Origin of the sequence: Aeromicrobium sp. CnD17-E (assembly GCF_024124745.1) — a bacterium.
In the GTDB taxonomy this organism is placed as follows: Bacteria; Actinomycetota; Actinomycetes; order Propionibacteriales; family Nocardioidaceae; genus Aeromicrobium.
In genome coordinates, this window is the sequence record NZ_JAMXRU010000013.1 from 1 (window position 1) to 23,813 (window position 23,813).

Sequence of the window (23,813 nt, forward strand, 5' to 3'; positions counted from 1 at the left end):
GTCGCTGCGTATCGAGACCACCCGGCAACGGATCAGCGCGAACCGGCTCCCAGCGACAGCCCAGAGTGGTCTCGATACACCTCCCCTCGCTGGCGCTCGTGGAGGCACTCGACCAGCGGTGGATACTGCTGGTCGAGTAGCAGCGACGGCGAGCGCCAGCGAGCTCGTCGCTGCGTATCGAGACCACCCGGCAACGGATCAGCGCGAACCGGCTCCCAGCGACAGCCCAGAGTGGTCTCGATACACCTCCCCTCGCTGGCGCTCGTGGAGGCACTCGACCAGCGGTGGATACTCCTGGTCGAGTAGCGGCGACGGCGGGTCAGGCGGCGGCGTCGAGGCGGGCGGCGCGGCTGCCGCGGGGGACGGCGACGCGCAGGACGTTGCGCTCGACCGTGACCTCGGCGGGGGTGGTGGCGGCGATCTCGCCGTCGAGGTTCACCGGCAGCGGCACGTCGGTGACTACCCGCACCCTGCGGGTCGTGAGGTGGTGCACCCGCTCGTGCTCGACGAACCGGCCGCTCTTGAGCAGCCGCGCGATCGACACGTGGTCGGCGAGCCGGCCGCGCTCGATGGCGTAGACGTCGAGCAGGTGGTCGTCGAGCGACGCGTTCGGCGCGACGGTGTTGCCGCCGCCGTAGTGCCGACCGTTGCCGACCGCCAGCTGGAGGAGGTCGGTCAGCTCGACCGGGTCGTGGTCGCCGTCGGGGAACTCCAGGCGGGCCGCGAAGCCACGGTGCTGGCGGAACGCGCCGAGCGTGGCCACCGGGTACGCGACGGGTCCCAGACGACGCTTCAGGCCCGGGGTGAGCCGCTCGGTGACGGCGACCGACAGACCGATGGACGCGACGTTGACGAACGCGCGCCCGTCGACGCGCCCGAGGTCGACGTCGACCACCTCGCCGTCGAGCACCGACGCGACCGCGGCGCCGACGTCGGCGGGGATCTCGAGGGTGCGGGCGAAGTCGTTGGCCGTGCCGAGCGGCAGCACCGCGAGCACCGTCGACGTCCCCGCGACGCGAGCCGCGGCCGCCGAGACGGTGCCGTCACCGCCGCCGACCACGAGCAGCTGCGGCGCGTCGGCCGCGACGCGGTCGAGCGTCTCCACCAGCTCGGCGCCGGAGTGGACGGCGTGGGTGCGCACGACGGCGCGGTCACCGACGAGCCGCGTCGCACGCTCCAGCGCCGTCGCCCCCTGCCGGGCCCCCGTGTTCACCACGAGGTCGACGACGGCGTCCGGGCGGGCGAGGAGCGTGCTGAGATCCATGACCTCCACGCTAGGCGCCGTCGATGAGCAGACGATGAGGTCAGGATGTGGATCCTCTCAGGATCTCCTCGACGATCTCCACGGCACGCGCGGCGCCTCCCGCCCGGTCCAGCTGCGCGGCGACCTCGCGCGACCGTGCGCGCACCGCCTCCGACGTGACCGTCGCGTAGGCGTCACGCAGCGCGTCGACGGTGGCGTCGGCGGTGTCCAGCCGGACGGCCACGCCGAGGGACACGAGCGCGTCGGCGTTCTCGAACTGGTCCACGGCCTGCGGCACGGCGATCATCGGCGTCCCCGTCACGAGGCCCTCGCTGGACCCGCCCATGCCGGCGTGGGTGACGAACACGTCGGCGACCTCGAGCATCTCGCGCTGGGCCACCCACGGGTGGACCTCGACGTGAGCGGGAAGGGGCGTCCCACCGGACACCTCCTCGACCGTGACGTCGCGACCCACCTGGAGCACGAGCCGCGTGTCGGGCAGGTCGGCGAACGCGGCGAGGCAGGCGCGGTAGAACGCCGGCTGGCGGGTGAAGGCGCTGCCCAGGGAGACCAGGACCAGCCGACGGTCGTCCGACGGCGACCACAGCGTCGGGTCGGCGCGCCGGACGGCCGGACCGACGAACGTGTACACGTCACGGTCGACCCGATCGGCGTACGGCTGCAGGGCCTCCGGCACGACCACGACGCTGCGCGCCGGGTGCGCCACCCACAGGAGCGGGTCCGCGTCGACGCCGTGGTCGGCCAGCATCCGTGCGGCGTCGGCCAGGTACGCCTGACCCCGCCGGTCGGCGCGGACGCCGTCCAGGAACTCTGCCATGTCGTCCTCGTAGCCCTGCCAGGCGACGTAGGTGGGCGACAGCTGCAGCTCCGGCACGCCACGCTCGACCGCCAGGAGACGTGCGGGGACGCCGGCGATGTCGTGCAGCACGAGGTCGGCCGGGTCGCGGTCGAGCAGGCTCTCGACGGCGGGCAGCATCGCCTCGTACTCGCGCTGGAAGAGGGCCAGGTGGTCGACGGCGTCGGCCTGGTCGTCGAAGGCGTGGTCGGCCAGGACGGAGGGGTAGGGCACGCAGGTCGCGCCGAGCGCCTCGACCTGCGCGGCCCAGGACGCTTCCTGGACGTAGCTCACCCGGTGCCCCCGCTCGACGAGGCGGCGCACCACCTCGGCGTGCGGGTTGACGTGGCCGGGCGCGGGGATGCTCGCCATCACGACGTGGGCCATGGCCGGCTCCTCTCAAACTGAACGATACGTTTCGTTTCATCACGGTAGCATGGTCCCGTGCCTGCCTCGCCCTCGCGCCGGTCCGACCGCGCCCGTACCGCCGTCCTCGACGCGGCACTCGCCCTCGTCGTCGAGGTGCCGTACGCCCGGCTCACCATGGAGGCCATCGCCGGTCGCGCGGGGGTCAGCAAGGCCACGCTCTACCGGTGGTGGACGTCGAAGGGCGAGGTCGTCGTCGAGGCGCTGGCCGAGCAGAACCGGCAGCAGTCGGCCTACGCGCTGCCCGACACCGGCGACCTGCGCACCGACCTCGGCGCGGTCCTGCGCGCCATCGTCGACGAGCTCGCCGACCCGACCTACGACGCGCTGCTGCGGGCCCTCAGCGTCGAGACGCTCCTCGACCCGCGCCTGCGCGACCAGGTGCTCGAGACCATCTTCCGGCCACAGCTGGCGACGTTCGCCGACCGGTTCGCGGTCGCGCGCGAGGCAGGCCAGATCGGTGACGTCGACCCGCTCGAGGCGATGGAGCTGTTCGTCGCGCCCGTCTTCCACCGCTGGCAGCAGGGCACCGCGCCCCTCACGCACGCCTACGCCGACCGCGTGGCGGCCCGCGCTGTCAAGGCGCTCGACATGCGAAGTTCCTGAGAATCCCTAGCGTGGAGGTACCGGGCGCGATCCGTCCGGTACCCAACCGAAAGGAACTGTCATGGGACTCATCTGGCTCCTCATCGTCGGCCTCGTCGCCGGCCTCCTCGCCCGCGCGATCGTCCCCGGCAACGACTCGATGGGCATCCTTGCCACCATCCTGCTCGGTGTCGTCGGCTCGTTCGTCGGCGGATTCATCGGTGCGCTCTTCTCGAGCAGCAACGTGCTGGACTTCAACACCAGCGGCTTCATCCTGTCGATCGTCGGCGCCATCGTGGCGCTGCTGGTCTACCGTCAGGTCCGCGCGCGCGCCTGACCAGTGACCCCGAGACCCCGCACCGGACGCCGGTGCGGGGTCTCGCAGCGTCCCGCCCTGTCGGCGGTCGCTGCCATCCTGAGGACATGAGGGTCCACCTGCTCCGCGCGGTCAACGTCGGCGGTGCCACCCTGCCGATGGCCGACCTGCGCGCACTCGCCACCGACCTGGGCGCGAGCGACGTCCGCACGCACATCGCCTCCGGCAACCTGCTGTGCACGCCACCCACCGAGCCCGCCGTCTTCGACCGCGCCCTCGAGCAGGCGATCGAGGCGCGCTTCGGGTTCTTCCGCGAGGTCGTGTCACGCTCGCCCGACGAGCTGCGCGCCGCCCTGGCCGACCACCCCTTCGAGGTGGACAAGCCCCAGCTCTCGCACGTCTACTTCCTGCTCGACGAGCCGACGCCCGACGCCGTCCGCGCGTTCGAGGCGGAGGACTGGCGCGGCGACGACGTCCGGGTGCTGGGTCGCGACCTGCACGTGCGCTACCGCGACGGGGTGGCCGGCTCCCGGATCACGCCGGCGCGCGTGCAGCGACTCCTCGGGCACCACGGCACCGGACGCAACCTCACCACGGTGCAGAAGCTGATCGACCTCGCCTAGGGTCGGAGCATGCTGCCGTTCCACCAGGTCGACGTCTTCTCCGACACGCTCGGCCTGGGCAACCCGGTCGCCGTCGTCCACGCGGCCGACGACCTCGACGACGCCACGATGGCCGCCTTCGCCCGGTGGACGAACCTCAGCGAGACCACGTTCCTGCTCCGCCCGACCGACCCGGCGGCCGACTACCGCGTCCGCATCTTCACGCCCGGTCGGGAGCTGCCGTTCGCCGGCCACCCGACGCTCGGCACGGCACGCGCCTGGCTCGAGACCGGCGGCGCGCCTCGCTCGGACGACGCGCTGGTGCAGGAGTGCGGGGTGGGGCTCGTGCGCGTCCGACGCGACGGCGATCGGCTGGCGTTCGCCGCCCCCGATCGTGCTCGCTCAGGACCGGTCGACCCCGCCGAGGTGGCCGCCGTCGTCGCCACGCTCGGCCTGGGGCCGTCCGACGTCGTCAGCGCCCACTGGTGCGACAACGGCCCGGGCTGGATGGGCCTCCTGCTGCGCGACGCCGACCTCGTGCTCGGGGTCGACGGTGCGCGCGCCCACCTGCTCGGCGCGTCCGGCGCGCACGACAAGGTCGGGCTGGCCGGGCTGCACGCCGACGGCTCCGACGTCCAGCTCGAGGTGCGCGCGTTCTTCCCCGGCGGCGTCGGCGAGGACCCCGTGACCGGCAGCCTCAACGCCGCGCTCGCCCAGTGGCTCGTGGCCGACGGTGTCCTGCCCGAGCACTACGTCGCCGCCCAGGGCACCGCCCTCGGCCGCCGCGGCCGGGTGCACGTCGACGTCGTCGACGGCACCGTCTGGGTCGGCGGGCACACCGTCGTCGGCGTGACCGGCACGGTCGCGCTGGGGCAGCCCAGCGACCGACCCTCACGCGACTAGCGTGGTCCCGTGACCCGCACCTGGCACGCCCTGACCGCCGTCGTCGGACTCGTCGCGCTCGTCGGGCAGACGATCGTGTCGGCTCGACGAGGCGACGACCTCGTCAACCTGTTCAGCTACTTCACCATCGAGTCGAACATCCTCGTCGTCGTCACGTGCACCCTCCTCGCGCTGCGACCGGACCGGGGTGGGCGGGCCTTCGGGATGCTGCGGCTCGCCAGCCTCACCGGCATCACCGTGACCGGCGTCGTCTACGCCACCGTCCTGGCGGGCAACGTCGACCTCTCCGGTGCCGAGTGGTGGTTCGACAAGGCCTTCCACTACGTCGTGCCGCTGCTGACGGTGATCGGCTTCGTCGCGCTGCGGCCCCGGACCCACCTCGCGTGGTCGGCGCTCGGCGGGCTCGCGTTCCCGGTCGTCTGGCTGGCCTACACGCTCACGCGCGCCGAGGTCGTCCGGCCGACGTTCACCCTGACCCCGACGACCACCGGTCCCGTGCCCTACGGCTTCCTCGACGCCGGCGAGCTGGGCGCCGGGACCGTCGCGGTCACGTGCGTCGTGCTCACCCTCGTGTTCGTCGCCCTCGGCTCGGCCGCCGTCGCGTGGAGCCGACGCGGCTGAGGGTCGATGCCGGGGCCTCGACCGTCGTAGCCTGGGCCCATGTGGTGCAGGCAGGTCGGCGTCGACGACGCACCAGACGTGGCCGTGCTCCTCGGCGAGCTGGGCTACCCCACCACCGTCGGACGCGTCACCGAGCGCCTGCGGAAGCGACCGAGCACGGACGACGCCGCGTGGGTCGCGGTCACCCGACCCGGTGGAGAAGTGATCGGATTCGCTGCCGCCCACACCTTCTGGCCCTACGAGCTCGACCATCCCGTGGCCGAGCTGACGGCGCTGGTCGTCAGCGCCCAGCATCGTCGCGCGGGCGCCGGAGGTGCGTTGGTCGACGTCGTCGAGCAGTGGGCCGACGCACGGGGCTGCGTGCGTCTGACGGTGGCGTCGGCCCTCGACCGTCACGGCGCCCACGCGTTCTACGCGGGGCGCGGCTACGCACAGCTGGCGAAGAAGCTGGAGAAGTCCCTCCCGTCGACCTGATCGGGCGGCCGCGACGCCCTACGCTCGACGCGGCGGGGCGGCGAGCTCGCGCAGCGCGTGCTTCCACGCCTCCACCACCGAGGAGGTGCCGGAGCGCGACCGCAGGATGCCGGCGAGGTGGGCACCGGTCAGCAGGTTGATCGTGAACTGCACCAGGATCGGTCCGCGGGGGTGGGACGGTCCGACCAGCCGGACGACGCTGCGGTGCACCGTCTCGTAGATGCGCTCCTGCATCGGCAGCAGCGCCTCCCGGAGGTCGTCGTCGGTGCGCGCCGCGACCCACAGCTCGAGCAGCACCGCGAAGGCGGGCGAGCGGAGCTCCGTCCACACGAGGTCGACGACGTCGTTCCACCCCGCCGGCGCCGACGCGTCGTCCGCCGCGGCCGACAGCTTGAGCCGCCGGTCGACGACGTCCTCGAGCACCCCTGCCATCAGCAGGTCACGGGTCGGGAAGTGGTGCAGCAACGTGCCCCGGGCGACCCCAGCACGCTGCTGGACGTCGCCCACGGTCGCTGCACCGTAGCCACCCTCGAGCAGGCTCGCGTACGCCGCCTCGAGGAGGCGTTCACGCATCGCCACGGACCGCTGCTGCTGGGGCCTGCGGGCGGTCGGCATGGCGGCGACCCTACCCGTCATCCCCGGACCTGGCAGGAAACTCCGGTTTTCCCTCCGGACGGACGTTCGACCTGAACACCGCGGTGCCCCGACCTACGCTGGACGGGTGAACGGCTCGAGGACGCCCGGCAGCGCCGACGTCGACCGGCTCGCGCACCTCCTCGACGGGCGACGGTCGCTCGTGCTCACGGGCGCCGGCGTCTCGACCGACTCCGGCATCCCCGACTATCGCGGCCCCGACCGGCTCGTCGTGCCGACGCCCATGACGATCCAGCAGCTGCGGTCGAGTCCCGAGGCGGTGCAGCGCTACTGGGCCCGCGCGCACCTCGGCTGGTCGCGCATGGGCCATGCCGAGCCCAACGCCACGCACCACGCGCTCGTGCAGTGGCAGCGCGACGACCGCCTCGTCGGGCTCATCACCCAGAACGTCGACGGCCTGCACGAGCGCGCCGGCCACCGCGACGTCGTCGACCTGCACGGCCGGGTCGACCGGGTGGTCTGCATGGACTGCGGCGACCGCACCCCACGCGAGGCGGTGCAGGCGCGGCACGACCGGCTCAACCCGGGCTGGAGCGCCCAGACCGTCGTGCACGGACCGGACGGCGACGTGCAGCTCGACGACACGAGCGACTTCGTGGTCGCGCCCTGCCTGGTGTGCGGCGGACGGCTGCGCCCCGACGTCGTGTTCTTCGGCGACTCCGTGCCGAAGCCCCTCGTGGAGCACTGCTTCGAGCTGGTGGCGCGCGCCGACGTCCTGGTCGTGCTGGGCTCGAGCCTGCAGGTCATGAGCGGTCTGCGGTTCGTCCGCCGGGCCGCCGCGCTCGGCACCCCGGTGGTGATCGTCAACCGCGGCAGCACGCGGGGCGACCAGCTGGCGGACCTGAAGCTGGATGCTGGATGTGCTGAGACGCTCGGCGCTCTCGCGGTACCTTTCGCCTGACCTCAGGAAAGGCAACGCCCATGACCACCCTGCCCCCTCAGCCTGCAGCCGCGGCCGGGCCCCCGGCCCCCGCCTACCCGGCGACCCTCACCTACGACCTGCCCGACCGCGTGGCGCGCTGGCGTCCACTCGTGCACTGGCTGCTGCTCCTCCCGCACTTCGTGGTCCTCGTCGTGCTCACCGTTCCCCTGTACTTCGTCCTGATCGCCTCGTGGTTCTGCGGTGTGGTCCTGGGCAAGGTGCCGCGGGCGTTGCTCAACTACTCGGCCATGTACCTGCGCTACAACGCGAGCCTGACCGCCTTCTACTACTTCCTGCACGGCACCTACCCGCCGTTCGCCTTCGCGGCGGACACGACGGACCCGGGCCGCGACCCGCACGTGCGCTTCGACGTCGAGCCGCAGGTCGAGGGACGGAGCCGGCTGACGATCTTCTTCCGCGCGATCATGGTGATCCCGCACTTCTTCGTGCTGTACTTCCTCGGCATCGCGGCGGCAGTGCTGACCTTCATCGGCTTCTTCGCCGTCCTCTTCACCGCCCACTGGCCGAGTGGACTGCGCGACTTCGTCGTGGGGTACCTGCGGTGGGGCCAGCGGGTCGGCGCGTACTACCTGCTGCTGACCGACGAGTACCCGCCGTTCAGCCTCGACTGACGCCGGGGCGGGCGACGAGCACGCGCGCGTCGCCCGCCACCGTCCAGTCGCCCGTCGCGGCAGGGACGGCGAGCACGTCGCCGCGCCGCAGCGACGTCGAGCCGTGGTCCACGACCAGCTCCCCGGTGCCGTCGAGCACCACGAGCGCCGCGAAGCCGGCGTCGAGCTCCGCGCCCTCGGTGGCGAGGTCGAGGCGGAAGAACGGGTCCGCCTCGGTGGGCAGCAGCGACGTGAGCGGACGGGTCGGCCCGTCGAGGTCCGTCCAGGTGGCGACGGACGAGAGCCGGTCGGCGGTCATCGCCTCGTGCCCCAGCGCCTGCATGGCGAGGTCGAACCCGAGGCCGAGGTGCGACTCGTCGCGCGTCGACGTCGTGACCGACCACTCCAGCAGGATCGAGAAGTCGGTCGGCTCCTGCGCCTCGGCCACGAAGACCCCCGCACCGATCGCGTGCGGCGTGCCGGCCGGCACCAGGAACGCGTCGCCTCGTCGCACCGGCAGCCGGTGCATGCGCTCGAGCATCCAGGCGCCGTCCTGCTCGTCGCGCGCCCGGACCACGTCGGCCGGGTCGACGTCGCGGTCCCAGCCGAGGTGCACCGCCGCTCCCGGCTCGGCGTCGAGGACCAGCCAGGCCTCCGTCTTGCCGTAGGGGCAATCGAGGTGCCGCGCGGCGAACGCACGGTCGGGGTGCACGTGCACGGGCAGCCGCTGACCCGCGTCGAGCAGCTTGAGCAGCAGACCCGTGTCACCGGGCCAGGCGCCCGCGGTGCCGGTCCAGCCGACCGGGTCGGCCGCCACGAGGTCGCGCAGCACGGTGCCGTCCTCGGTCGAGGACAGCCCGAGCGTGGCGTGGCCGTCGCGCGACACCGTCGCCGCGATCCACTCCTCGGGCTGGCGCGGCGACGTCGTGACCACGCCGCGCAGGTCCGCGATCCGCCGACCACCTCGGTAGAAGTGGTCGATCAGGTTGGGTCGAAGGCGGACCGGCGCGGCGGGCACGAGGTCAGCTCAGCAGCCTCAGCCGGACCGTCTCGGGCAGTTCGGCCAGCTCGGTGAGCACCTCCGACGGCACGGCGTCGGCGACGTCGGTGACCACGTAGCCCAGCGGGCCGCGCGTCGACAGCGACTGCGCCTCGATGTTGACGTCGTGCTCGCCCAGGAGACCGTTGATCCGCGCGAGCACGCCGGGAGCGTTCTCGTGCACGAGCGCCAGGCGGCAGCGCGTGTCGTCGGCCGGGAGGTTCATCTCCGGGAAGTTGACGCTCAGCGACGTGCTGCCGAACGCGGCGTAGGAGCGCAGCTTCGAGGCGACGAAGCGGCCGATGTCCTGCTGGGCCTCCTCCGTCGAGCCGCCGACGTGCGGCGTGAGGATCACGTTGGGGATGCCGCGCAGCTCGGACTCGAACGGGTCGCCCTGACGCTTCGGCTCCACCGGGAACACGTCGAGCGCGGCGCCGGCGATGTGCCCCGACTCCAGGTGAGCGCGCAGGGCGCTCGTGTCGACCGCGATGCCGCGGCTGAGGTTGAGGAACAGGGCGCGCGGCTTCATGAGGCGCATCTGCTCGTCGCCGAACAGGCCGGCGTTGCCCGGTCGGCCGTCGACGTGCAGCGTCACGACGTCGGCCTCGGCGAGCAGCTCCTCCAGCGTCGAGCAGCGCTTCGCGTTGCCGAGGGCGAGCTTGTCGTCGATGTCGAAGAAGATCACCTTGAAGCCGAGCGCCTCGGCCACGACCGACAGCTGGCTGCCGATGTTGCCGTAGCCGACGATGCCGAGCGTGCGACCGCGCACCTCGTGGCTGCCGGCCGCCGACTTGTTCCAGACGCCGCGGTGCATGTCGGTCGACTTCTCGTGCAGACGCCGGGCCAGGGAGATGATCTCGGCGATCGCGAGCTCCACGACCGAACGCGTGTTGGAGTAGGGCGCGTTGAAGACGGCGATGCCCCGCTGCGTCGTGGCCTCGAGGTCGATCTGGTTCGTGCCGATGCAGAACGCGCCGATGGCGATCAGGTCAGGGGCGGCGTCGAGCACCCGCGGCGTGATGTAGGTGGTGGAGCGGATGCCCAGCAGGTGCACGCCCTGGATGGCCTCGATCAGCTCGTCCTCGCCGAGCGCGCCGGCGTTGGTCTGCACGTCGTAGCCCTTGCCGCGCAGGAAGTCGCGGCCGTCGGCGTGGATGTTCTCGAGCAGCAGCACCTTCACGTCGGCGTCGTCGAGCGTCGTGGGCGTCTGGGTGGCGAGTGCGTTCACGGTCATCATCATGGGGGATTCCTCCGGTCAGCGTGGTGGGGGCTGACGCGGGGCCCAGGCGAACGGTCCCTTGTCGGGTGGTGCAGTCGATGCGGTGCCGGGCTCCCTGGTGGATGTCCACCTCAACGCCAGTCGCGCCGACGACCCCAGACTACCGGGTCGTGGACGGCCCCGTTCAGACGACGACCACGGCGAGACGGTCGTCGACCGCGAACTCCTCGTTCACGATCCAGCTGATCTCGAGCGTCACACGGTCGAGGTCCTGGAGGTCGCGCTGCCACCAGCGGCGCCGCCTCCAGGGCAGGCCCAGGGCCGTGCGGTCGCTGAGCCGCAGGGCCCAGGGCGGCTCCAGCGCGTGTCCCAGGTACGACGTGATCAGGATGCTGCGGGTGCTCTCGTCCCACCGTCCCTCGGGCGGCGCCTGCATGCTCCACCGTGCTGGGTCGAGGAACCGCTCGGTCAGCGCGCGCCCGACGGCGTCGGCCTCGGCCGGGGACGGCGCGCGGCGCACGGTCAGCCGGTCGTCGTCCCCGTGAAGGCGGCGAGCGCCTCCGGCGGGACGGGCTGGTCGAGGTTGGCCAGGCGCACCTGGCCCTGCGCGACGAGCCGGCCGTCGGCGCCGACGGAGTCGAGGTGCCACAGCTGCTGGGTGCGGCCGCGGTGGATCGGGGTCGCGGTCACGGTGATCGTGTCGCCCAGCTTCGCCTGCCGGATGAAGTCGGTCGAGTTGTTGGTGCCGACCACGACACCCTTCTCGCCGAGCCAGATCTGCGCGGCCACGCTGGCAGTCGACTCGTGGACGGCGCAGTAGATTCCGCCGTGCGGGATGCCGAAGGGCTGCAGGTGCTTCTCGGTGATCGTGAAGCGCACGACCACCTTGTCTGCCGTCAGCTCGACGTGCTCCACGCCGAGCACGCCGTCGAGTCCGGGGAGGTCGCTCATGGGGCGAGCCTAGACCTCGGCATCAGTCGAGGACCCAGACGGCGACCGCGTGGGCCACGGCCAGCCACCCGACCAGCAGCAGGGTCACCGCCAGCATCGCCCCGCCGACCACCGCGTCGCCGACGACGAAGACCCGCGCCGACACCCACAGCAGGACGAAGCAGCCCGCTGCGGCCCAGCCCGGGTGCACGCGCAACGCCGGGAGCAGCAGACGCCCGGGGTAGCGGTCCAGCACGCCCGCCTGGCGGGCCCGGGCGACGGTGGACCGGTCACCGAAGTCGTCGAGCGCGGCACGACGCAGGTGGCCGACTCCGGCCACGTCGCCGGACCGTGCCGTCAGCTCGCCGAGCATTGCTCGGGCCTGCGGGTCGGCAGGGTCGACCTCGAGTGCCTCCAGGACGTGACGCCGGGCGTCCTCGCGACGTCCGAACTCCAGGTGCCAGTGCGCACGCAGCCGGGCGACGCGCGCCGACCCCGGCTCGAGCGCGGCGAGCGCCTCGACCGCCCGCTGCGACTCCTCGCGGAGCCGGCGGGCGACGAGGTTGGCCGCGAGCTGCGCGCGCACGTCGACGTCCTCCGGGGCGTCGGCCACCGTCGAGGCGAGCACCTCGGCCGCCTCCTTCAGACGCCCGGAGCCGGTGAGCGCGTGCGCGAGCACGCGGCGCAGCTCGACCGAGCCGGGATCGTCCGCGAGACCCGACCGCGCGGCAGCCTCGGCGTCGGCCCAGCGCTCGAGCCCGGAGAGCGCCCACGCCCGCAGCAGTCGCACCTGCGGGTCGGTCGGGTCGGCACCGTCGAGGACCTCCAGGCAGCGGTCGGGACGGTCGGTCTGCAACCAGTGCCAGGCGAGGGCCAGGGTGCGCTCGTCGTCCACGTCAACGACCCGTGAGCCGCCGCCGCACGGCACGCTGGCCGAGGTAGGACTCGACGTCCGCCCACTGACCACTCGCGTTGGAGAACTCGACGTAGTCACGCGCCCGCGCCAGCCAGTCCAGCGCCGACGGGGTGACCTGCGCCAACGCCGACGTCAGGTGCTGCTGGCCGACGGGGATCTCCTCGCCGGTGTCGAGCACCGTCTCGATCACCTCGTCCAGGGCACGCTCGACGGTGGCGCGCAGATCGGCACCGGTGAACAGCTCGCTGGCTCGCGCGAGCGCGCGCAGGTCCACGCCCGAGGTCTCGACACCCCGCAGCCTGACGTCGAGGATCGCCTCGCGCGCCGCCTCGTCGGGCGGCGGCACGAAGACGCGACGGTCGAAGCGGCCGGGCCGCAGCAGCGCGCTGTCCACGTCCCAGGGGGCGTTGCTCGCCGCCAGCACGAGCAGACCCTCGGTCGAGCGTCCGACGCCGTCGAGCTCCTGCAGGAGGGCGTTGGTGAGCCGGCGGCCCATCTCACCCTGCGCCCGCTGACGCGCGTAGCCGATGGCGTCGATCTCGTCGATGAACACGACCGCCGGCCGCAGGTCGCGCGCCTGGGAGAAGATCTCGGAGACGTTCAGCTCGGCCTGGCCCTGGAAGGGCGAGACGACGTCGTCGATGCCGACCGAGAAGAACGGCAGGCCGCACTCCCCGGCGATCGCCCGGGCGAGCAGAGTCTTCCCGCACCCCGGAGGCCCGTAGAGGAGCACACCGCCGCCGGCGCTGCGGTTGTACTTCGCGTACAGCTCGGGCCGGACGAACGGCAGGATGATCATCCGGTGCAGCAGCTTCTTCACGTCGTCCATGCCACCGACCTCGGCGAAGGTCAGGTTGACGTCCTCGGCCAGGCTCGGCGCCGTGTCGGGACCGGCGTCCAGCGCGACGCCCCGCCGCGCGATCGCCTGCTGCAACGAGGCCTCCAGCTCGGCCAGGCCCTCGACCAGTCCACCCCCGCGTGCCACCTCCAGCGCGCCACGGGCCACGTCGAGCCGGTCGACGTCGAGGGCGCGCCGGGTGAGCACGAGGGCGTCCTCGGGTCCGAGGTCGCCGGCGGCCATGAGGCCGGCCTGCAGCGTGACCGCCTCGTCGATCCGACCGGCGTCGACGAGCAGGTCGGCGAGGAGCCCCACCAGCGCGACGTTGGTCGGGTCGGCGGCGACGGCGGCCTGCAGCGCGTCGATCCTCGGATCGGTCATCGGTTCCTCCTGCTGGCGGCACGACTGACGAGCACGGCGACCCAGAACCATGCGACGAAGACCAGGAAGGCCGCGAGGAGCACCGCGCCGGCCGCCTGGGTGGGACGGTAGCCGAGGAGGAGAGCCGCGGCGAGGACGACACCGAGCTGGGCCGGCACGACCGCCGCGTCGGGGAGACGTCGGACGAGCCGCAGCGGCCAGGCGAACCAGCGCGCCTCGCGGCCGACCTCCCGCGCTCCGCTCGCGAGCTCGCGGTCGTCCAGGTTGCTGAGCGCGGCACTGCGCAGACGGGGTGCCGCCTGCCTGCTGAGACCCCGCTCGTGCTCCAGCGCGCCCAGCAGCCACAAGGCATCCGCACGTGTGGGGTCCTGGGCGAGCACCTGGCGGACCACCTCGACGGCGTCCGCGTCGCGCCGCCGGGCCATCAGCAGGCGGGCCCTGGCCATCTCGACGTCGGGCGAGCCCGGTGCCTCCGCGGCGGCTCGCGTGAGCACCCGCTCGGCCTCGTCGGGATGTCCGTGGCGCAGCAGCAGCGACGCGTAGCCGGTCAGCAGGACGACGTGGCGAGGCTGCGCCTCGAGGCACGAGAGGAGGAGCCGTTCTGCCTGCGCGACGTCGCCCAGCTGCTCGACGGCGACGGCGCGCTGGAAGCGCAGCTCGAGGTCGTCGGGGGCGAGGGCCAGACCACGCGCCGTGACGTCGACGCACTCCTGCCACCGCTCGAGCTGACGTAGCGCCATCGCCTGCAGGGCGAACCCGTGCGGGTCGGGCTCCGCACCCGCCCGCGCGAGCTCCTCGAGGCACCGCTCGGGGCGCCCGACCTCGAGCCAGTGCTCGGCGCGCGCCAGCGCGGACTCGCTCGTCACAGCGTGTCCCGGATGCCCGGGACGGAGAGACCGATCACCACCGTCGCCAGGAGGCCGGCGATCGTCGCCGCGACGCCGACTCCCCAGAACGACGCCACGTCGTCGCCGCGCGCCTGCCAGGCGCGGAAGGGTCGCAGCAGGAGCGGCAGCTGGCCGGCGAAGGCGGCCAGCCCGCCCGCGCGGAACGACACGGCGTTGCTGAGCGTCGTCCCGAGCGCGAGCGCGACACCGATCGCCACCCCGACGACCCCGATCCCGACGATGGCGGCCTGGACGGCAGGCGACACCCGCAGCCGGCGCGCGATCGCCAGCATGCCGAGCGTCGTGCCGACGCTGCCGCCGATGATGGCGGGGAACACCCCGGAGAACACGTTGTAGGACGGTTCGACCGGCTGGTGGTCCTGCAGGACTGGGCGGAACGGACCGTCGACGGCGTCGGGCATGCGCACATTCCACCACGCCGGTCGCTCGGGTCCGGGACGTTTCCCTCAAACGGCTACGACTTGAAACCCGTACCCCCTAGGGGTATACAGAAGACATGAACCGACGCCTCCTCGCCATCGTCTTGGCCGTCTCGGCCCTTCTGCTGGCCGGCTGCGGCTCGCCCAACACCAGCGACGAGGGCCACGACGGCGCCGACGTCACCTTCGCGCAGCAGATGATCCCGCACCACGAGCAGGCCGTGGAGATGAGCGACCTCGCGCTCGACCCCGCCCGCGGAGCCTCCGCCGACGTCACCGACCTCGCCACCCGTATCCGCGCCGCCCAGAAGCCGGAGATCGAGGAGCTGACCGGCTTCCTCGAGGGCTGGGGCGAGGACGTGCCCAGCGGGCACGGCGAGCACGCAGGCCACTCGATGACCGGGATGATGAGCGAGGACCAGATGGATCGGCTCGCCGACTCCGACGGCGCGACCTTCGACCGGCTCTGGCTCGAGATGATGGTCGAGCACCACGAGGGCGCCGTCGAGATGGCCCGGACCGAGATCGCCGACGGCCAGGACTCCCGCGCGAAGGCGCTCGCGCGCGCCATCATCGACGCGCAGACCGCCGAGATCACCCAGATGAAGGGGCTCCTCGGATGAGCGCCACGCCCGAGCACCCCGAGGCGCCGGGCTACTCCGACGACAAGAAGGCGGTCCTCGCGCGACTGCGCCGCATCGAGGGCCAGGTCCGCGGCCTCACCCGGATGGTCGAGGACGACACCTACTGCATCGACGTGCTCACCCAGGTGAGCGCGACCACCAAGGCGCTCGAGGCGGTGGCGCTCAAGCTGCTCGACGAGCACCTCGCCCACTGCGTCGTCAACGCGGCGCGCGCGGGCGGGCCGGAGGCCGACGCGAAGGTCAAGGAGGCCTCCGACGCCATCGCCCGACTCGTCCGCTCCTGAATTGACCCGAACCCACCCGACCCCGTCCCGAGAGGGGACCAGCATGACCACCACCTACGACGTCACCGGCATGACCTGCGCCCACTGCGTCGCCGCCGTCACCGAGGAGCTCACGGCCCTCGACGGCGTCACCGACGTCAGCGTCGACCTCGTCGCCGGCGGCACCTCCCACGTCACCGTCACCGGCGACCCCTCGTCCGACGCGGTCCGCGAGGCCGTCGCCGAGGCGGGGTACGCCCTGGCCTGAGGAGGCCACCGTGAGCACCCACGACACCGACCACGACACCGACCAGGTCATCGGCCAGGAGACCGTCCGGCTCGACGTGCACGGCATGAGCTGCACCGCCTGCGCAGCACGCATCGAGAAGCGGCTCAACCGGCTCGACGGCGTGGAGGCGAGCGTCAACTACGCCACCGAGAAGGCGACCGTGCGCGTGCCCGAGGGCACCGACCACCAGGTGCTGCTCGACACCGTCGCCGCCACCGGCTACTCCGCGACGCTGCCGCACCAGCACCACGGCGGTGGTCACGACCACACGGGCGGTCCTCACGGTGACGGTCTCCACGGGGCGGCGTCCATGCGTCGACGCGCGCTCGTCTCCGGCGTGCTCAGCCTCCCGGTCCTCGTCCTGTCGATGGTGCCGGCGACCCAGCTCCCCGGCTGGCAGTGGCTGGCCCTCGCCCTGGCAACCCCCGTCGTCACCTGGGGCGCCTGGCCGTTCCACCGCGCCGCCGCCACGAACCTGCGCCACCGCGCCGCCACGATGGACACCCTCGTCTCGGTCGGCGTCGGCGCGGCGTACCTCTGGTCGCTGTGGGCCCTCCTCCTGGGCGGCGCCGGCGAGATCGGCATGCGCATGCAGTGGTCGTTCACCGGCGGTGGGGCACACGAGATCTACCTCGAGGTCGCGACCGTCGTGACCACGTTCGTGCTGCTCGGCCACTACCTCGAGGCCAACGCGAAGCGTCAGTCGAGCGCCGCGCTCCGAGCGCTGCTCGACCTCGGCGCCAAGGACGTCGCCGTGCTGCGCGACGGGCGGGAGACGCGCGTGCCGGTCGACGACGTGCGCGTCGGCGACCACTTCGTCGTCCGGCCGGGCGAGACGATCGCCACCGACGGCGAGGTCGTCGAGGGGGCCTCGGCCGTCGACGAGTCGATGCTGACGGGCGAGTCCGTGCCCGTGGAGGTCGACGAGGGTCGCGCGGTCACCGGCGCGACCGTGAACGTGGGCGGACGGCTCGTCGTCCGCGCGACGGCCGTGGGCGCCGACACCCGGCTCGCGCAGATGGCGCGGCTGGTCGAGGAGGCCCAGGAGGGCAAGGCGGAGGTGCAGCGGCTCGCCGACCGCGTCGCCGCCTGGTTCGTGCCCGCCGTGATCGCCCTGGCCGTGGTCACGTTCCTCGGCTGGGCCCTGCTCGGGGGCACCGTGACGCAGGCGTTCGTCGCGTCCGTGGCCGTGCTCATCATCGCCTGCCCCTGCGCACTCGGGCTCGCGACGCCGACCGCCCTCATGGTCGGCACCGGCCGCGGTGCGCAGCTCGGCGTCCTCATCAAGGGTCCCCAGGTGCTGGAGTCGACCCGCCGCGTCGACACCGTCGTCCTCGACAAGACCGGCACCGTCACCACGGGCGAGATGCGCGTCGTCGACGTGCGTCCCGCGCCCGGCGTCGAGGTCGGACGCCTGCGTGCCCTCGCGGCCGGCGTCGAGCACGCGTCGGAGCACCCGGTGGCCCGCGCCGTCGCCGCCCTCGTCGACCAGCCGCTCCCCGTGCACGACTTCGTCAACCACCCCGGCCGGGGTGTGAGCGGCGTCGTCGACGGCAGCCGCGTGCGCGCCGGCCGCGCGTCGTGGCTCGGGCACGACGTCGAGCCCACCGACGTCGTCGGCACGACGATCGTGGTGGAGGCCGACGGCAGGCTCGTCGGCACCGTGACGGTGGCAGACACGGTCCGGCCGTCGTCGCGGCAGGCGGTCGCGGACCTGCGCGACCTCGGGCTCGAGCCGGTGCTGCTGACCGGCGACGCGCGCCGCGTCGCCGACGCCGTGGCCGCCGAGGTCGGGATCGAGCACGTCGAGGCCGAGGTGACGCCCGACGACAAGCTGCGCGCGGTCCAGCGGCTGCAGGCCGAGGGTCGCGTGGTGGCCATGGTCGGCGACGGCGTGAACGACGCCGCGGCCCTCGCCGCCGCCGACCTGGGCATCGCCATGGGCACCGGCACCGACGTCGCGATCGCCGCGTCGGACCTGACGCTCGTCTCCGGCGACCTCTCGGCGGCCGTCGTCGCGGTGCGGCTGTCGCGGGCCACGCTGCGCACCATCCGGACCAACCTCGTGTGGGCCTTCGGCTACAACGTGGCCGCCCTGCCCCTCGCCGTCGCCGGCCTCCTGAACCCCATGATCGCCGGCGTCGCGATGGCGGCCAGCAGCGTGCTCGTGGTGACCAACAGCCTGCGCCTGCGCCGCTTCGACTGACGTCGAGGTTAGCCGGGCCACGACCCTCGCTCGTCTACGACGACGCGTAGTACCGTGTGCCGGTGAGCGCAGACCGCCGCCTGACCTCGGGCCACGCCCGTACGGTCCGTGCTGCGTTCGTCGGCGCGCTCACCACGGGCCTCGGCGTCGGGGCGCACGAGGCCGCCGGGGGCGCCGCGCCCTCGCTGGGTGCGCTGGGTGCGATCACGGTGGGCGTCGGTGCGCTCGCGTGGATGCTGAGCGGCCAGCGCTGGACCCCTCGCACGCTCCTCGCGGCCTTCCTGCTCACGCAGGGCGCCGTCCACGGCGTGTCGATGGCGCAGCACCCCGCCATGGGCGGCGGCGGCACGCTCATGCTGCTCACCCACGGCCTGGCCGCCGCGCTCCTCGTGGCCGTGGTCCCCCGCGCCGAGCGCGCCCTCCTGTCGATCCTCGACCACCTCGCCCTGCGGGCGCTGCGCATCCGGCGCGTCCTCACGCCTGCGCCGCGCACCGTCCTCCTCGTCTCGACGACGTCGTCGCTGCACGCCGTCGCGCGCATCGCGCTGCCTCCCGGAAGGGCACCCCCGGCATCGGTCTGACCACCGATCCACCCCCTTCCCGGAAGAGACACCCATGCACCCGACCCTCCGGGGTCGGTCCGTGCTGCTGTGCCTGCTCACCGGCCTGCTCGTGCTGCTGCCCGGGCTCGCCGCGTCGGCGCACAGCGCACTGATCGGCTCCAACCCCCAGACCGGCTCGACCGTCCAGGCCCTGCCGGAGCAGCTCGAGCTGCGCTTCAACGAGCCCGTCAGCGACATCAGCCCTGCCATGGTGCTGCGCCGTGACGGCGACACCGTGGCCACGCTGACGCCTCGTGCCGACGGCACCCGGCTCCTGGCCGACGCACCCGACACCACGCTGCCCGACGGCCGCTACACGCTCGTCTGGCGCGTCGTGTCGGCCGACGGACACCCGGTCGACGGCGTCGTCGCGTTCTCCCTCGGCGACGGTCGGACCCCGGCCACCGCCGCACCCACCCAGCGCACGGCGACCGACGTCTCCTCGACGTCGCGCTACGGCGCGTACGCGCTGGGCGGCCTCGCTGCCCTCGTGCTGCTCGCCGCCGTCGTCGTCCTCGTGCGCCGCTCCCGCACCACCCCGACCTCCGACAAGGACCACACCCGATGAAGCGACTCACCACCCTCCTGCTCGTCACCGTCACCGCCGTCGGCCTGACCGCCTGCGGCTCCTCCACCGACGCCTCGACCGCCACCCAGGCGTCGACCGTCTCGGTGCAGGACCCCTGGGTCAAGGCCGCCGACTCCGGCATGACCGCCGCGTTCGGCACCTTCCGCAACGCCGCCGACCGCGACGTCACGATCGTCTCCGCCACGACCGACGGCGTCGCGGGCCGCGTCGAGCTGCACGAGATGGCCACCGACGAGGACGGACAGATGGTCATGCGTCAGAAGAAGGGCGGCATCGTCGTCCCCGCCGGGAAGACCCACACGCTCGAGCCCGGCGGCGACCACATCATGCTCATGGACCTCACCCGACCGGTCGAGCCCGGGCAGGACGTGCGCGTGACGATCCGGTTCTCCGACGACTCGACGATGTCGTTCACGGCTCCGGCCCGCTCCTTCTCCGGTGCCGAGGAGGACTACCAGGGCGGCACCGACCACGGGGACATGGACCACGGGGACACCGGCGAGCACGCGGACCACGGCGACCATGGGTGAGCCGCGTCGCGGACTCTCGCGGCGGGCGCTCCTGACGTCCGGCTCGGTCGGTGCGGCCGGTGTCGTCGTGGGCGCGGCCGGGGCGTCGGCCGTGGCCCACGAACCGCCCGCCGCCGACCCCGGCACGCGGACCGTCGCGTTCCGTGGGGCGCACCAGGCCGGCGTCGTCACCCCGCCGCAGGACCACGGCCTGCTCGTCGCCTACGACCTCCGCGACGGTGTCGACGCCGACGCCCTCCGCCGGCTGTTCGCCATCTGGACCGACGACGTGGAGCGTCTGACGGCGGGACGCGCGGGCCTCGCCGACACCGAGCCCGAGCTGGCCCTGCGCCCGAGCGGACTCACCGTCACGCTCGCCGTGGGGCCCGGCGCGGTCGAGGCCGCCGGCGTCGCCGTGCCGTCGTGGCTCGGTCCCTTGCCGGACTTCACCGTCGACCGGCTCGAGGACCGGTGGAGCGGGGGCGACCTGCTGCTGCAGATCTGCTCCGACGACGAGCTCGTCGTCTCGCACGCCCTCCGTCTGCTCACGAAGGAGGCACGCACGTTCACGACCGTCCGGTGGGTGCAGCGTGGCTTCCGCGGCCCACTCGGGCGTGACCGCACGCCACGCAACCTCATGGGCCAGGTCGACGGGACGGCCAACCCCCGGCCCGCCGACCACGACGCACTCGTGTGGCGCAGCGCCACGACCACGCCCGACGGTCCGGCCTGGCTCGACGGCGGCACGACCATGGTGGTGCGGCGCATCCGCATGGAGCTCGACACGTGGGACGAGGTCGACCGGACTGCGCGCGAGCGCACGATCGGGCGCCGGCTCGACGACGGGCGGCCGCTCACCGGCGGACGCCTCGAGGACGACCCCGACCTCGACGCGCTCGACGCCAACGGGCTGGAGGTCATCGACCCCTTCGCCCACGTCCGCCGGGCCAGGACGAAGGACCGTCGTCAGCGCATCCTGCGCCGGCCGTACAACTACGACGACCCGCCGCCAGCCGGCGAGCTGACCGACGCCGGCCTCGTCTTCGTGTCCTTCCAGGCCGACCTCGAGGCGCAGTTCGTACCCCTCCAGCGTCGGCTCGCCGAGCTCGACCTGCTCAACCAGTGGACCACCCCGATCGGCTCCGCCGTGTTCGCGGTGCTGCCCGGCGCCCGCCGCGGCGAGCAGCTCGGCCAGTCCCTCCTCACCTGACCTCCTCTCCTGCGAAGGACCACCATGACCTCCACCACCGACGCCCGACCGGGCGTCTGGGCGCAGCTCAAGCCCCTCGTGCTGCGCCTGCACTTCTACGCCGGCGTCCTCGTCGCGCCGTTCATCCTCGTCGCCGCCGTGACCGGGCTGGTCTACACCGCGGCACCGCAGATCGAGCGCGCCGTCTACGCCGACGAGCTCACCGTCGAGCCTCGCGGTGCGCAGCTGCCGCTCTCGGAGCAGTTCGCCGTCGCCCGCGAGGCGCACCCCGACGGGACCCTCGTCGAGATCCGGCCGCCCGCGACCCCCGACAGCAGCACCCGGGTCGTGTTCACCGACGCCGACGTGCCCGAGAACTCCTACCGCGCCGTCATGGTCGATCCCTACACCGGCGAGGTGCTCGGCCAGGAGCGTCAGTACGGCCAGTGGCTGGGCGTGCGCGCCTGGCTGAACGAGCTGCACAGCAACCTGCACCTCGGCACCGTCGGGCGCTACTACAGCGAGCTCGCCGCCAGCTGGCTCTGGGTCGTCGTGCTGGGCGGCCTCGCCCTCTGGTTCACCAAGCGGCGCACCGACCGACGCGCACGCCGCCTGCTGCTGCCGGAGCAGTCGGCGACGGGACGCCGCCGCACCCTGTCGTGGCACGCGACCCTCGGCGTCTGGCTGGCCCTCGGTGCCCTCTTCCTGTCGGCCACCGGACTCACCTGGTCACGCTTCGCCGGCGAGCACGTGGCCGAGGTGCGCACGGCGCTCTCCTGGACCGGCACGACCCTGACGACGTCGCTCGACGGCGAGGACAGCGGGTCGTCGGGCCACGGTGCGCACGGGGGTCACGGGGGACCCGGGTCGGGCGTCTCCGACGACGTCGTGAGCCGCGGCGTCGGCGTCGACGGGGTGCTCGCGGCGGCGCGCGCGGCGGGGCTGCAGGACCCGCTCCTCCTCACCGCGCCCGTCGACGACGCGTCGGCGTGGACCGTCGCCGAGAAGAAGCGCAGCGCGCCCACGCGCCTGGACTCCGTGGCCGTCGACCCGCGTGACGGGTCCGTGGTCGACGAGATCCGCTTCGCCGACGAGCCGCTGGCGGCGAAGCTCACCCGCTGGACCATCGACGCCCACGTCGGCGTGCTGTTCGGGCTGCTCAACCAGCTGGTGCTGGCCGCGGTCGCGCTCGGGCTGATCGCCGTGACGCTGCTCGGCTACCGGTCGTGGTGGCAGCGTCGTCCCACGCGCGGCACGGCCCGGGTCGGGCGCGCGCCGGCACCCGGCACGTGGCGACGCCTCTCGCCGGGGGTGCTCGTCGGTGTCGTCCTGGTGACGCTGGCGGTCGGGTGGTTCGTGCCGCTGCTGGGCGTCTCCCTGGCGGTGTTCCTGCTCCTCGACCTCGTGCTGGCCGCCCGCGCTCGTCGGTCCGCGGCCGACGAGCGCGACCGCCCGCGGGAGGACCTGCCGGTCGGCTGAGCGCTCCGTACGGCTCGTCTCGCCCGTCGTTCCAGGCGGGCGAGGCAAGCCTGGGCTCCGTGAGGCGAGCCTGATCTACGTTGCACACGATGGAATTCTTGGGAACGATGTGCGTTGTAGAGATCAGAGACCCTGACTGAGAAGGACGTGCACCATGACCTCGACCACCCACACCGACGCCCCCTCGGCCCTCGCGACCACGTCGGAGATCGCGGCCGGCGTCGCCCAGTTCCTCACCCCCGTCGTCCACGACCTCGAGGCCCTCGTCGTCGACGGCAAGCAGGCCCACTGGCACGTGCGCGGCAGCGCCTTCGCCGGCGTACACGAGACGCTCGACCAGCTCGTCGCCCACGCGCAGGACTACGCCGACACCGCCGCCGAGCGCATCGTCGCCCTCGGCCTGCCGCTCGACTCGCGTCTGGCCACCGTCGCCGCGAAGTCGACGCTGCCCGCGCTGTCCGACGGCTTCCAGCCCTGGCAGACCACGGTCGCGCAGGCCGTCGCCCAGATCGACGCCGCCCTCGTCACGATCCGCACCGCGATCACCGGCCTGGACGACATCGACCTGTCGAGCCAGGACGTCGCCATCGAGATCGAGCGCGGCCTGACGAAGGACCGCTGGCTGCTCCAGGCGCACATCGCCGCCTGATCGCCCGGTCGTCGAGCCCGGTCCGCCACGCGCGGGCCGGGCTCGCTGCGTCCTCGGCCGCGGTCTGCCCTCGGCGCCGTCGACAGCTTCGGGTCGGGACTGCGTTGGTGCGGCCGGTGCCGGGGGCGGTCTCCGAAAGGCCGCGACGGAGCAGGCGCGCCCCGCGTGGTCGGCCGTCCCGGCCTTCGCCCCCATCGGTGGATCTGCAACCTCAGAGAGGCCGCTGCGGTTGCTGAGCCACCCATGCCGGGGCCATGGTGCGTCCTCCACCGAATCCCCGCCCCGGGTGGCGACTCCTCCACCGTCCCAGCGCTCAGAGGGTGGAAACCACACCGCGCACCCCGGCCGACCGGTCCATTCGGTGGAGAAGTCACCGCCCGACGAGGGAACAGCGCAGCGGCAGCCCCCAGGCCCGGTCGAGGCGCTGGGGTCATCCGGTCGAGGCCCCTGCGGAGGCCCCCGCCCCGTACCGGCCGCACCAACGCAGCCCCGCGCCCACGACGGTCGGAAGCGACGCAATCCGCGCCACAA

29 protein-coding genes are annotated in these 23,813 nt (G+C 73.2%); 18 read left to right on the forward strand and 11 right to left on the reverse strand.

Annotated elements, in window-relative coordinates:
* Positions 1-319: 319 nt before the first annotated feature.
* The gene (locus NH339_RS04730) at positions 320-1,264 is read right to left on the reverse strand and encodes a lipid kinase (RefSeq protein WP_253023035.1); all 945 of its coding nucleotides are present in this window, start codon (positions 1,262-1,264) and stop codon (positions 320-322) included.
* 40 nt (positions 1,265-1,304) lie between these two features.
* On the reverse strand, positions 1,305-2,486 hold the full coding sequence (locus tag NH339_RS04735; protein WP_253023037.1) for a macrolide family glycosyltransferase: 1,182 nt from the start codon (positions 2,484-2,486) through the stop codon (positions 1,305-1,307).
* Between the two features lie 57 nt (positions 2,487-2,543).
* On the opposite strand from NH339_RS04735, the gene NH339_RS18770 reads away from it, so the two are divergent.
* The 6 genes from NH339_RS18770 to NH339_RS04765 all read left to right on the forward strand — a co-directional run bounded on the left by NH339_RS18770 (position 2,544) and on the right by NH339_RS04765 (position 6,026).
* The gene (locus NH339_RS18770; protein ID WP_253023039.1) at positions 2,544-3,131 is read left to right on the forward strand and encodes a TetR/AcrR family transcriptional regulator; all 588 of its coding nucleotides are present in this window, start codon (positions 2,544-2,546) and stop codon (positions 3,129-3,131) included.
* 61 nt (positions 3,132-3,192) lie between these two features.
* Positions 3,193-3,447 (forward strand): GlsB/YeaQ/YmgE family stress response membrane protein, encoded by a 255-nt coding sequence (locus NH339_RS04745; protein WP_253023041.1) that lies wholly within the window; start codon positions 3,193-3,195, stop codon positions 3,445-3,447.
* An 86-nt stretch (positions 3,448-3,533) separates the two neighbouring features.
* Positions 3,534-4,049 (forward strand): DUF1697 domain-containing protein, encoded by a 516-nt coding sequence (locus NH339_RS04750; RefSeq protein WP_253023043.1) that lies wholly within the window; start codon positions 3,534-3,536, stop codon positions 4,047-4,049.
* A 9-nt stretch (positions 4,050-4,058) separates the two neighbouring features.
* Positions 4,059-4,931: a PhzF family phenazine biosynthesis protein gene (locus NH339_RS04755; RefSeq protein WP_253023045.1), complete on the forward strand. Its 873-nt coding sequence runs from the start codon at positions 4,059-4,061 to the stop codon at positions 4,929-4,931.
* Between the two features lie 9 nt (positions 4,932-4,940).
* Positions 4,941-5,552: a Pr6Pr family membrane protein gene (locus NH339_RS04760; protein ID WP_253023047.1), complete on the forward strand. Its 612-nt coding sequence runs from the start codon at positions 4,941-4,943 to the stop codon at positions 5,550-5,552.
* Between the two features lie 39 nt (positions 5,553-5,591).
* The gene (locus tag NH339_RS04765; protein ID WP_253023050.1) at positions 5,592-6,026 is read left to right on the forward strand and encodes a GNAT family N-acetyltransferase; all 435 of its coding nucleotides are present in this window, start codon (positions 5,592-5,594) and stop codon (positions 6,024-6,026) included.
* 18 nt (positions 6,027-6,044) lie between these two features.
* Here NH339_RS04765 and NH339_RS04770 read toward each other — a convergent pair whose 3' ends face one another.
* Positions 6,045-6,641, reverse strand: a complete 597-nt coding sequence (locus NH339_RS04770; RefSeq protein WP_253023052.1) for a TetR/AcrR family transcriptional regulator — start codon at positions 6,639-6,641, stop codon at positions 6,045-6,047.
* 106 nt (positions 6,642-6,747) lie between these two features.
* Here NH339_RS04770 and NH339_RS04775 point away from each other — a divergent pair, with 106 nt between their 5' ends.
* A complete protein-coding gene (locus NH339_RS04775; protein WP_253023054.1) occupies positions 6,748-7,581 on the forward strand; it encodes a Sir2 family NAD-dependent protein deacetylase in 834 nt (277 codons plus the stop codon).
* 20 nt (positions 7,582-7,601) lie between these two features.
* Complete coding sequence (locus NH339_RS04780; protein ID WP_253023056.1) at positions 7,602-8,234, forward strand: DUF4389 domain-containing protein; 633 nt, start codon at positions 7,602-7,604, stop codon at positions 8,232-8,234.
* Here NH339_RS04780 and NH339_RS04785 read toward each other — a convergent pair.
* From NH339_RS04785 to NH339_RS04820, 8 genes are all read right to left on the reverse strand, one after another.
* A complete protein-coding gene (locus NH339_RS04785) occupies positions 8,221-9,231 on the reverse strand; it encodes a class I mannose-6-phosphate isomerase (RefSeq protein WP_253023058.1) in 1,011 nt (336 codons plus the stop codon). The two genes, NH339_RS04780 and NH339_RS04785, sit on opposite strands and share 14 nt — an antisense overlap.
* 4 nt (positions 9,232-9,235) lie before the next feature.
* Entirely contained in the window at positions 9,236-10,492 is a 1,257-nt protein-coding gene (gene serA, locus NH339_RS04790) for a phosphoglycerate dehydrogenase (RefSeq protein ID WP_253023060.1), read from the reverse strand.
* Between the two features lie 163 nt (positions 10,493-10,655).
* On the reverse strand, positions 10,656-10,991 hold the full coding sequence (locus NH339_RS04795; RefSeq protein ID WP_253023062.1) for a hypothetical protein: 336 nt from the start codon (positions 10,989-10,991) through the stop codon (positions 10,656-10,658).
* A 2-nt stretch (positions 10,992-10,993) separates the two neighbouring features.
* Positions 10,994-11,422, reverse strand: a complete 429-nt coding sequence (locus NH339_RS04800; protein ID WP_253023064.1) for a PaaI family thioesterase — start codon at positions 11,420-11,422, stop codon at positions 10,994-10,996.
* 22 nt (positions 11,423-11,444) lie between these two features.
* Entirely contained in the window at positions 11,445-12,296 is an 852-nt protein-coding gene (locus NH339_RS04805) for a tetratricopeptide repeat protein (protein WP_253023066.1), read from the reverse strand.
* A 1-nt stretch (position 12,297) separates the two neighbouring features.
* Entirely contained in the window at positions 12,298-13,536 is a 1,239-nt protein-coding gene (locus tag NH339_RS04810) for an AAA family ATPase (protein ID WP_253023068.1), read from the reverse strand.
* Entirely contained in the window at positions 13,533-14,402 is an 870-nt protein-coding gene (locus tag NH339_RS04815; RefSeq protein ID WP_253023070.1) for a tetratricopeptide repeat protein, read from the reverse strand. Before NH339_RS04815 ends, NH339_RS04810 begins: the two co-directional genes overlap by 4 nt.
* Positions 14,399-14,845 carry a hypothetical protein gene (locus tag NH339_RS04820; RefSeq protein WP_253023072.1) on the reverse strand — a complete coding sequence of 149 codons (447 nt, stop codon included), beginning with the start codon at positions 14,843-14,845 and terminating at the stop codon, positions 14,399-14,401. The genes NH339_RS04815 and NH339_RS04820 overlap by 4 nt, the downstream gene beginning before the upstream one ends.
* 95 nt (positions 14,846-14,940) lie before the next feature.
* Here NH339_RS04820 and NH339_RS04825 point away from each other — a divergent pair, with 95 nt between their 5' ends.
* From NH339_RS04825 to NH339_RS04870, 10 genes are all read left to right on the forward strand, one after another.
* A complete protein-coding gene (locus NH339_RS04825; protein WP_253023074.1) occupies positions 14,941-15,486 on the forward strand; it encodes a DUF305 domain-containing protein in 546 nt (181 codons plus the stop codon).
* The gene (locus NH339_RS04830; protein WP_253023076.1) at positions 15,483-15,791 is read left to right on the forward strand and encodes a metal-sensitive transcriptional regulator; all 309 of its coding nucleotides are present in this window, start codon (positions 15,483-15,485) and stop codon (positions 15,789-15,791) included. The genes NH339_RS04825 and NH339_RS04830 overlap by 4 nt, the downstream gene beginning before the upstream one ends.
* Before the next feature lie 43 nt (positions 15,792-15,834).
* Positions 15,835-16,038, forward strand: coding sequence for a heavy-metal-associated domain-containing protein (locus NH339_RS04835; protein ID WP_253023078.1), 204 nt, complete (start codon positions 15,835-15,837; stop codon positions 16,036-16,038).
* 10 nt (positions 16,039-16,048) lie between these two features.
* Positions 16,049-18,265 (forward strand): heavy metal translocating P-type ATPase, encoded by a 2,217-nt coding sequence (locus NH339_RS04840; RefSeq protein ID WP_308207031.1) that lies wholly within the window; start codon positions 16,049-16,051, stop codon positions 18,263-18,265.
* Between the two features lie 62 nt (positions 18,266-18,327).
* Entirely contained in the window at positions 18,328-18,846 is a 519-nt protein-coding gene (locus NH339_RS04845) for a hypothetical protein (protein WP_253023085.1), read from the forward strand.
* Positions 18,847-18,880: 34 nt separating this feature from the next.
* Complete coding sequence (locus NH339_RS04850) at positions 18,881-19,435, forward strand: copper resistance CopC family protein (RefSeq protein WP_253023087.1); 555 nt, start codon at positions 18,881-18,883, stop codon at positions 19,433-19,435.
* Positions 19,432-19,986, forward strand: coding sequence for a copper chaperone PCu(A)C (locus NH339_RS04855; protein WP_253023088.1), 555 nt, complete (start codon positions 19,432-19,434; stop codon positions 19,984-19,986). Before NH339_RS04850 ends, NH339_RS04855 begins: the two co-directional genes overlap by 4 nt.
* Positions 19,979-21,175: a Dyp-type peroxidase gene (locus NH339_RS04860; protein WP_253023089.1), complete on the forward strand. Its 1,197-nt coding sequence runs from the start codon at positions 19,979-19,981 to the stop codon at positions 21,173-21,175. Before NH339_RS04855 ends, NH339_RS04860 begins: the two co-directional genes overlap by 8 nt.
* Positions 21,176-21,199: 24 nt before the next feature.
* Positions 21,200-22,633 (forward strand): PepSY domain-containing protein, encoded by a 1,434-nt coding sequence (locus NH339_RS04865; RefSeq protein WP_253023090.1) that lies wholly within the window; start codon positions 21,200-21,202, stop codon positions 22,631-22,633.
* Between the two features lie 154 nt (positions 22,634-22,787).
* On the forward strand, positions 22,788-23,282 hold the full coding sequence (locus NH339_RS04870) for a Dps family protein (protein WP_253023091.1): 495 nt from the start codon (positions 22,788-22,790) through the stop codon (positions 23,280-23,282).
* The last annotated feature ends 531 nt before the right edge of the window (positions 23,283-23,813 follow it).

What these genes read in the sequence shown, in the direction of transcription:
- NH339_RS04730 (WP_253023035.1), bottom strand. Translation starts at nt 1,264, where the DNA reads ATGGATCTCAGCACGCTCCTCGCCCGCCCGGACGCCGTCGTCGACCTC.
- NH339_RS04735 (WP_253023037.1), bottom strand. Translation starts at nt 2,486, where the DNA reads ATGGCCCACGTCGTGATGGCGAGCATCCCCGCGCCCGGCCACGTCAAC.
- NH339_RS04745 (WP_253023041.1), top strand. Translation starts at nt 3,193, where the DNA reads ATGGGACTCATCTGGCTCCTCATCGTCGGCCTCGTCGCCGGCCTCCTC.
- NH339_RS04750 (WP_253023043.1), top strand. Translation starts at nt 3,534, where the DNA reads ATGAGGGTCCACCTGCTCCGCGCGGTCAACGTCGGCGGTGCCACCCTG.
- NH339_RS04755 (WP_253023045.1), top strand. Translation starts at nt 4,059, where the DNA reads ATGCTGCCGTTCCACCAGGTCGACGTCTTCTCCGACACGCTCGGCCTG.
- NH339_RS04765 (WP_253023050.1), top strand. Translation starts at nt 5,592, where the DNA reads ATGTGGTGCAGGCAGGTCGGCGTCGACGACGCACCAGACGTGGCCGTG.
- NH339_RS04770 (WP_253023052.1), bottom strand. Translation starts at nt 6,641, where the DNA reads ATGCCGACCGCCCGCAGGCCCCAGCAGCAGCGGTCCGTGGCGATGCGT.
- NH339_RS04780 (WP_253023056.1), top strand. Translation starts at nt 7,602, where the DNA reads ATGACCACCCTGCCCCCTCAGCCTGCAGCCGCGGCCGGGCCCCCGGCC.
- serA (WP_253023060.1), bottom strand. Translation starts at nt 10,492, where the DNA reads ATGATGATGACCGTGAACGCACTCGCCACCCAGACGCCCACGACGCTC.
- NH339_RS04800 (WP_253023064.1), bottom strand. Translation starts at nt 11,422, where the DNA reads ATGAGCGACCTCCCCGGACTCGACGGCGTGCTCGGCGTGGAGCACGTC.
- NH339_RS04810 (WP_253023068.1), bottom strand. Translation starts at nt 13,536, where the DNA reads ATGACCGATCCGAGGATCGACGCGCTGCAGGCCGCCGTCGCCGCCGAC.
- NH339_RS04820 (WP_253023072.1), bottom strand. Translation starts at nt 14,845, where the DNA reads ATGCCCGACGCCGTCGACGGTCCGTTCCGCCCAGTCCTGCAGGACCAC.
- NH339_RS04825 (WP_253023074.1), top strand. Translation starts at nt 14,941, where the DNA reads ATGAACCGACGCCTCCTCGCCATCGTCTTGGCCGTCTCGGCCCTTCTG.
- NH339_RS04830 (WP_253023076.1), top strand. Translation starts at nt 15,483, where the DNA reads ATGAGCGCCACGCCCGAGCACCCCGAGGCGCCGGGCTACTCCGACGAC.
- NH339_RS04835 (WP_253023078.1), top strand. Translation starts at nt 15,835, where the DNA reads ATGACCACCACCTACGACGTCACCGGCATGACCTGCGCCCACTGCGTC.
- NH339_RS04850 (WP_253023087.1), top strand. Translation starts at nt 18,881, where the DNA reads ATGCACCCGACCCTCCGGGGTCGGTCCGTGCTGCTGTGCCTGCTCACC.
- NH339_RS04855 (WP_253023088.1), top strand. Translation starts at nt 19,432, where the DNA reads ATGAAGCGACTCACCACCCTCCTGCTCGTCACCGTCACCGCCGTCGGC.
- NH339_RS04860 (WP_253023089.1), top strand. Translation starts at nt 19,979, where the DNA reads ATGGGTGAGCCGCGTCGCGGACTCTCGCGGCGGGCGCTCCTGACGTCC.
- NH339_RS04865 (WP_253023090.1), top strand. Translation starts at nt 21,200, where the DNA reads ATGACCTCCACCACCGACGCCCGACCGGGCGTCTGGGCGCAGCTCAAG.
- NH339_RS04870 (WP_253023091.1), top strand. Translation starts at nt 22,788, where the DNA reads ATGACCTCGACCACCCACACCGACGCCCCCTCGGCCCTCGCGACCACG.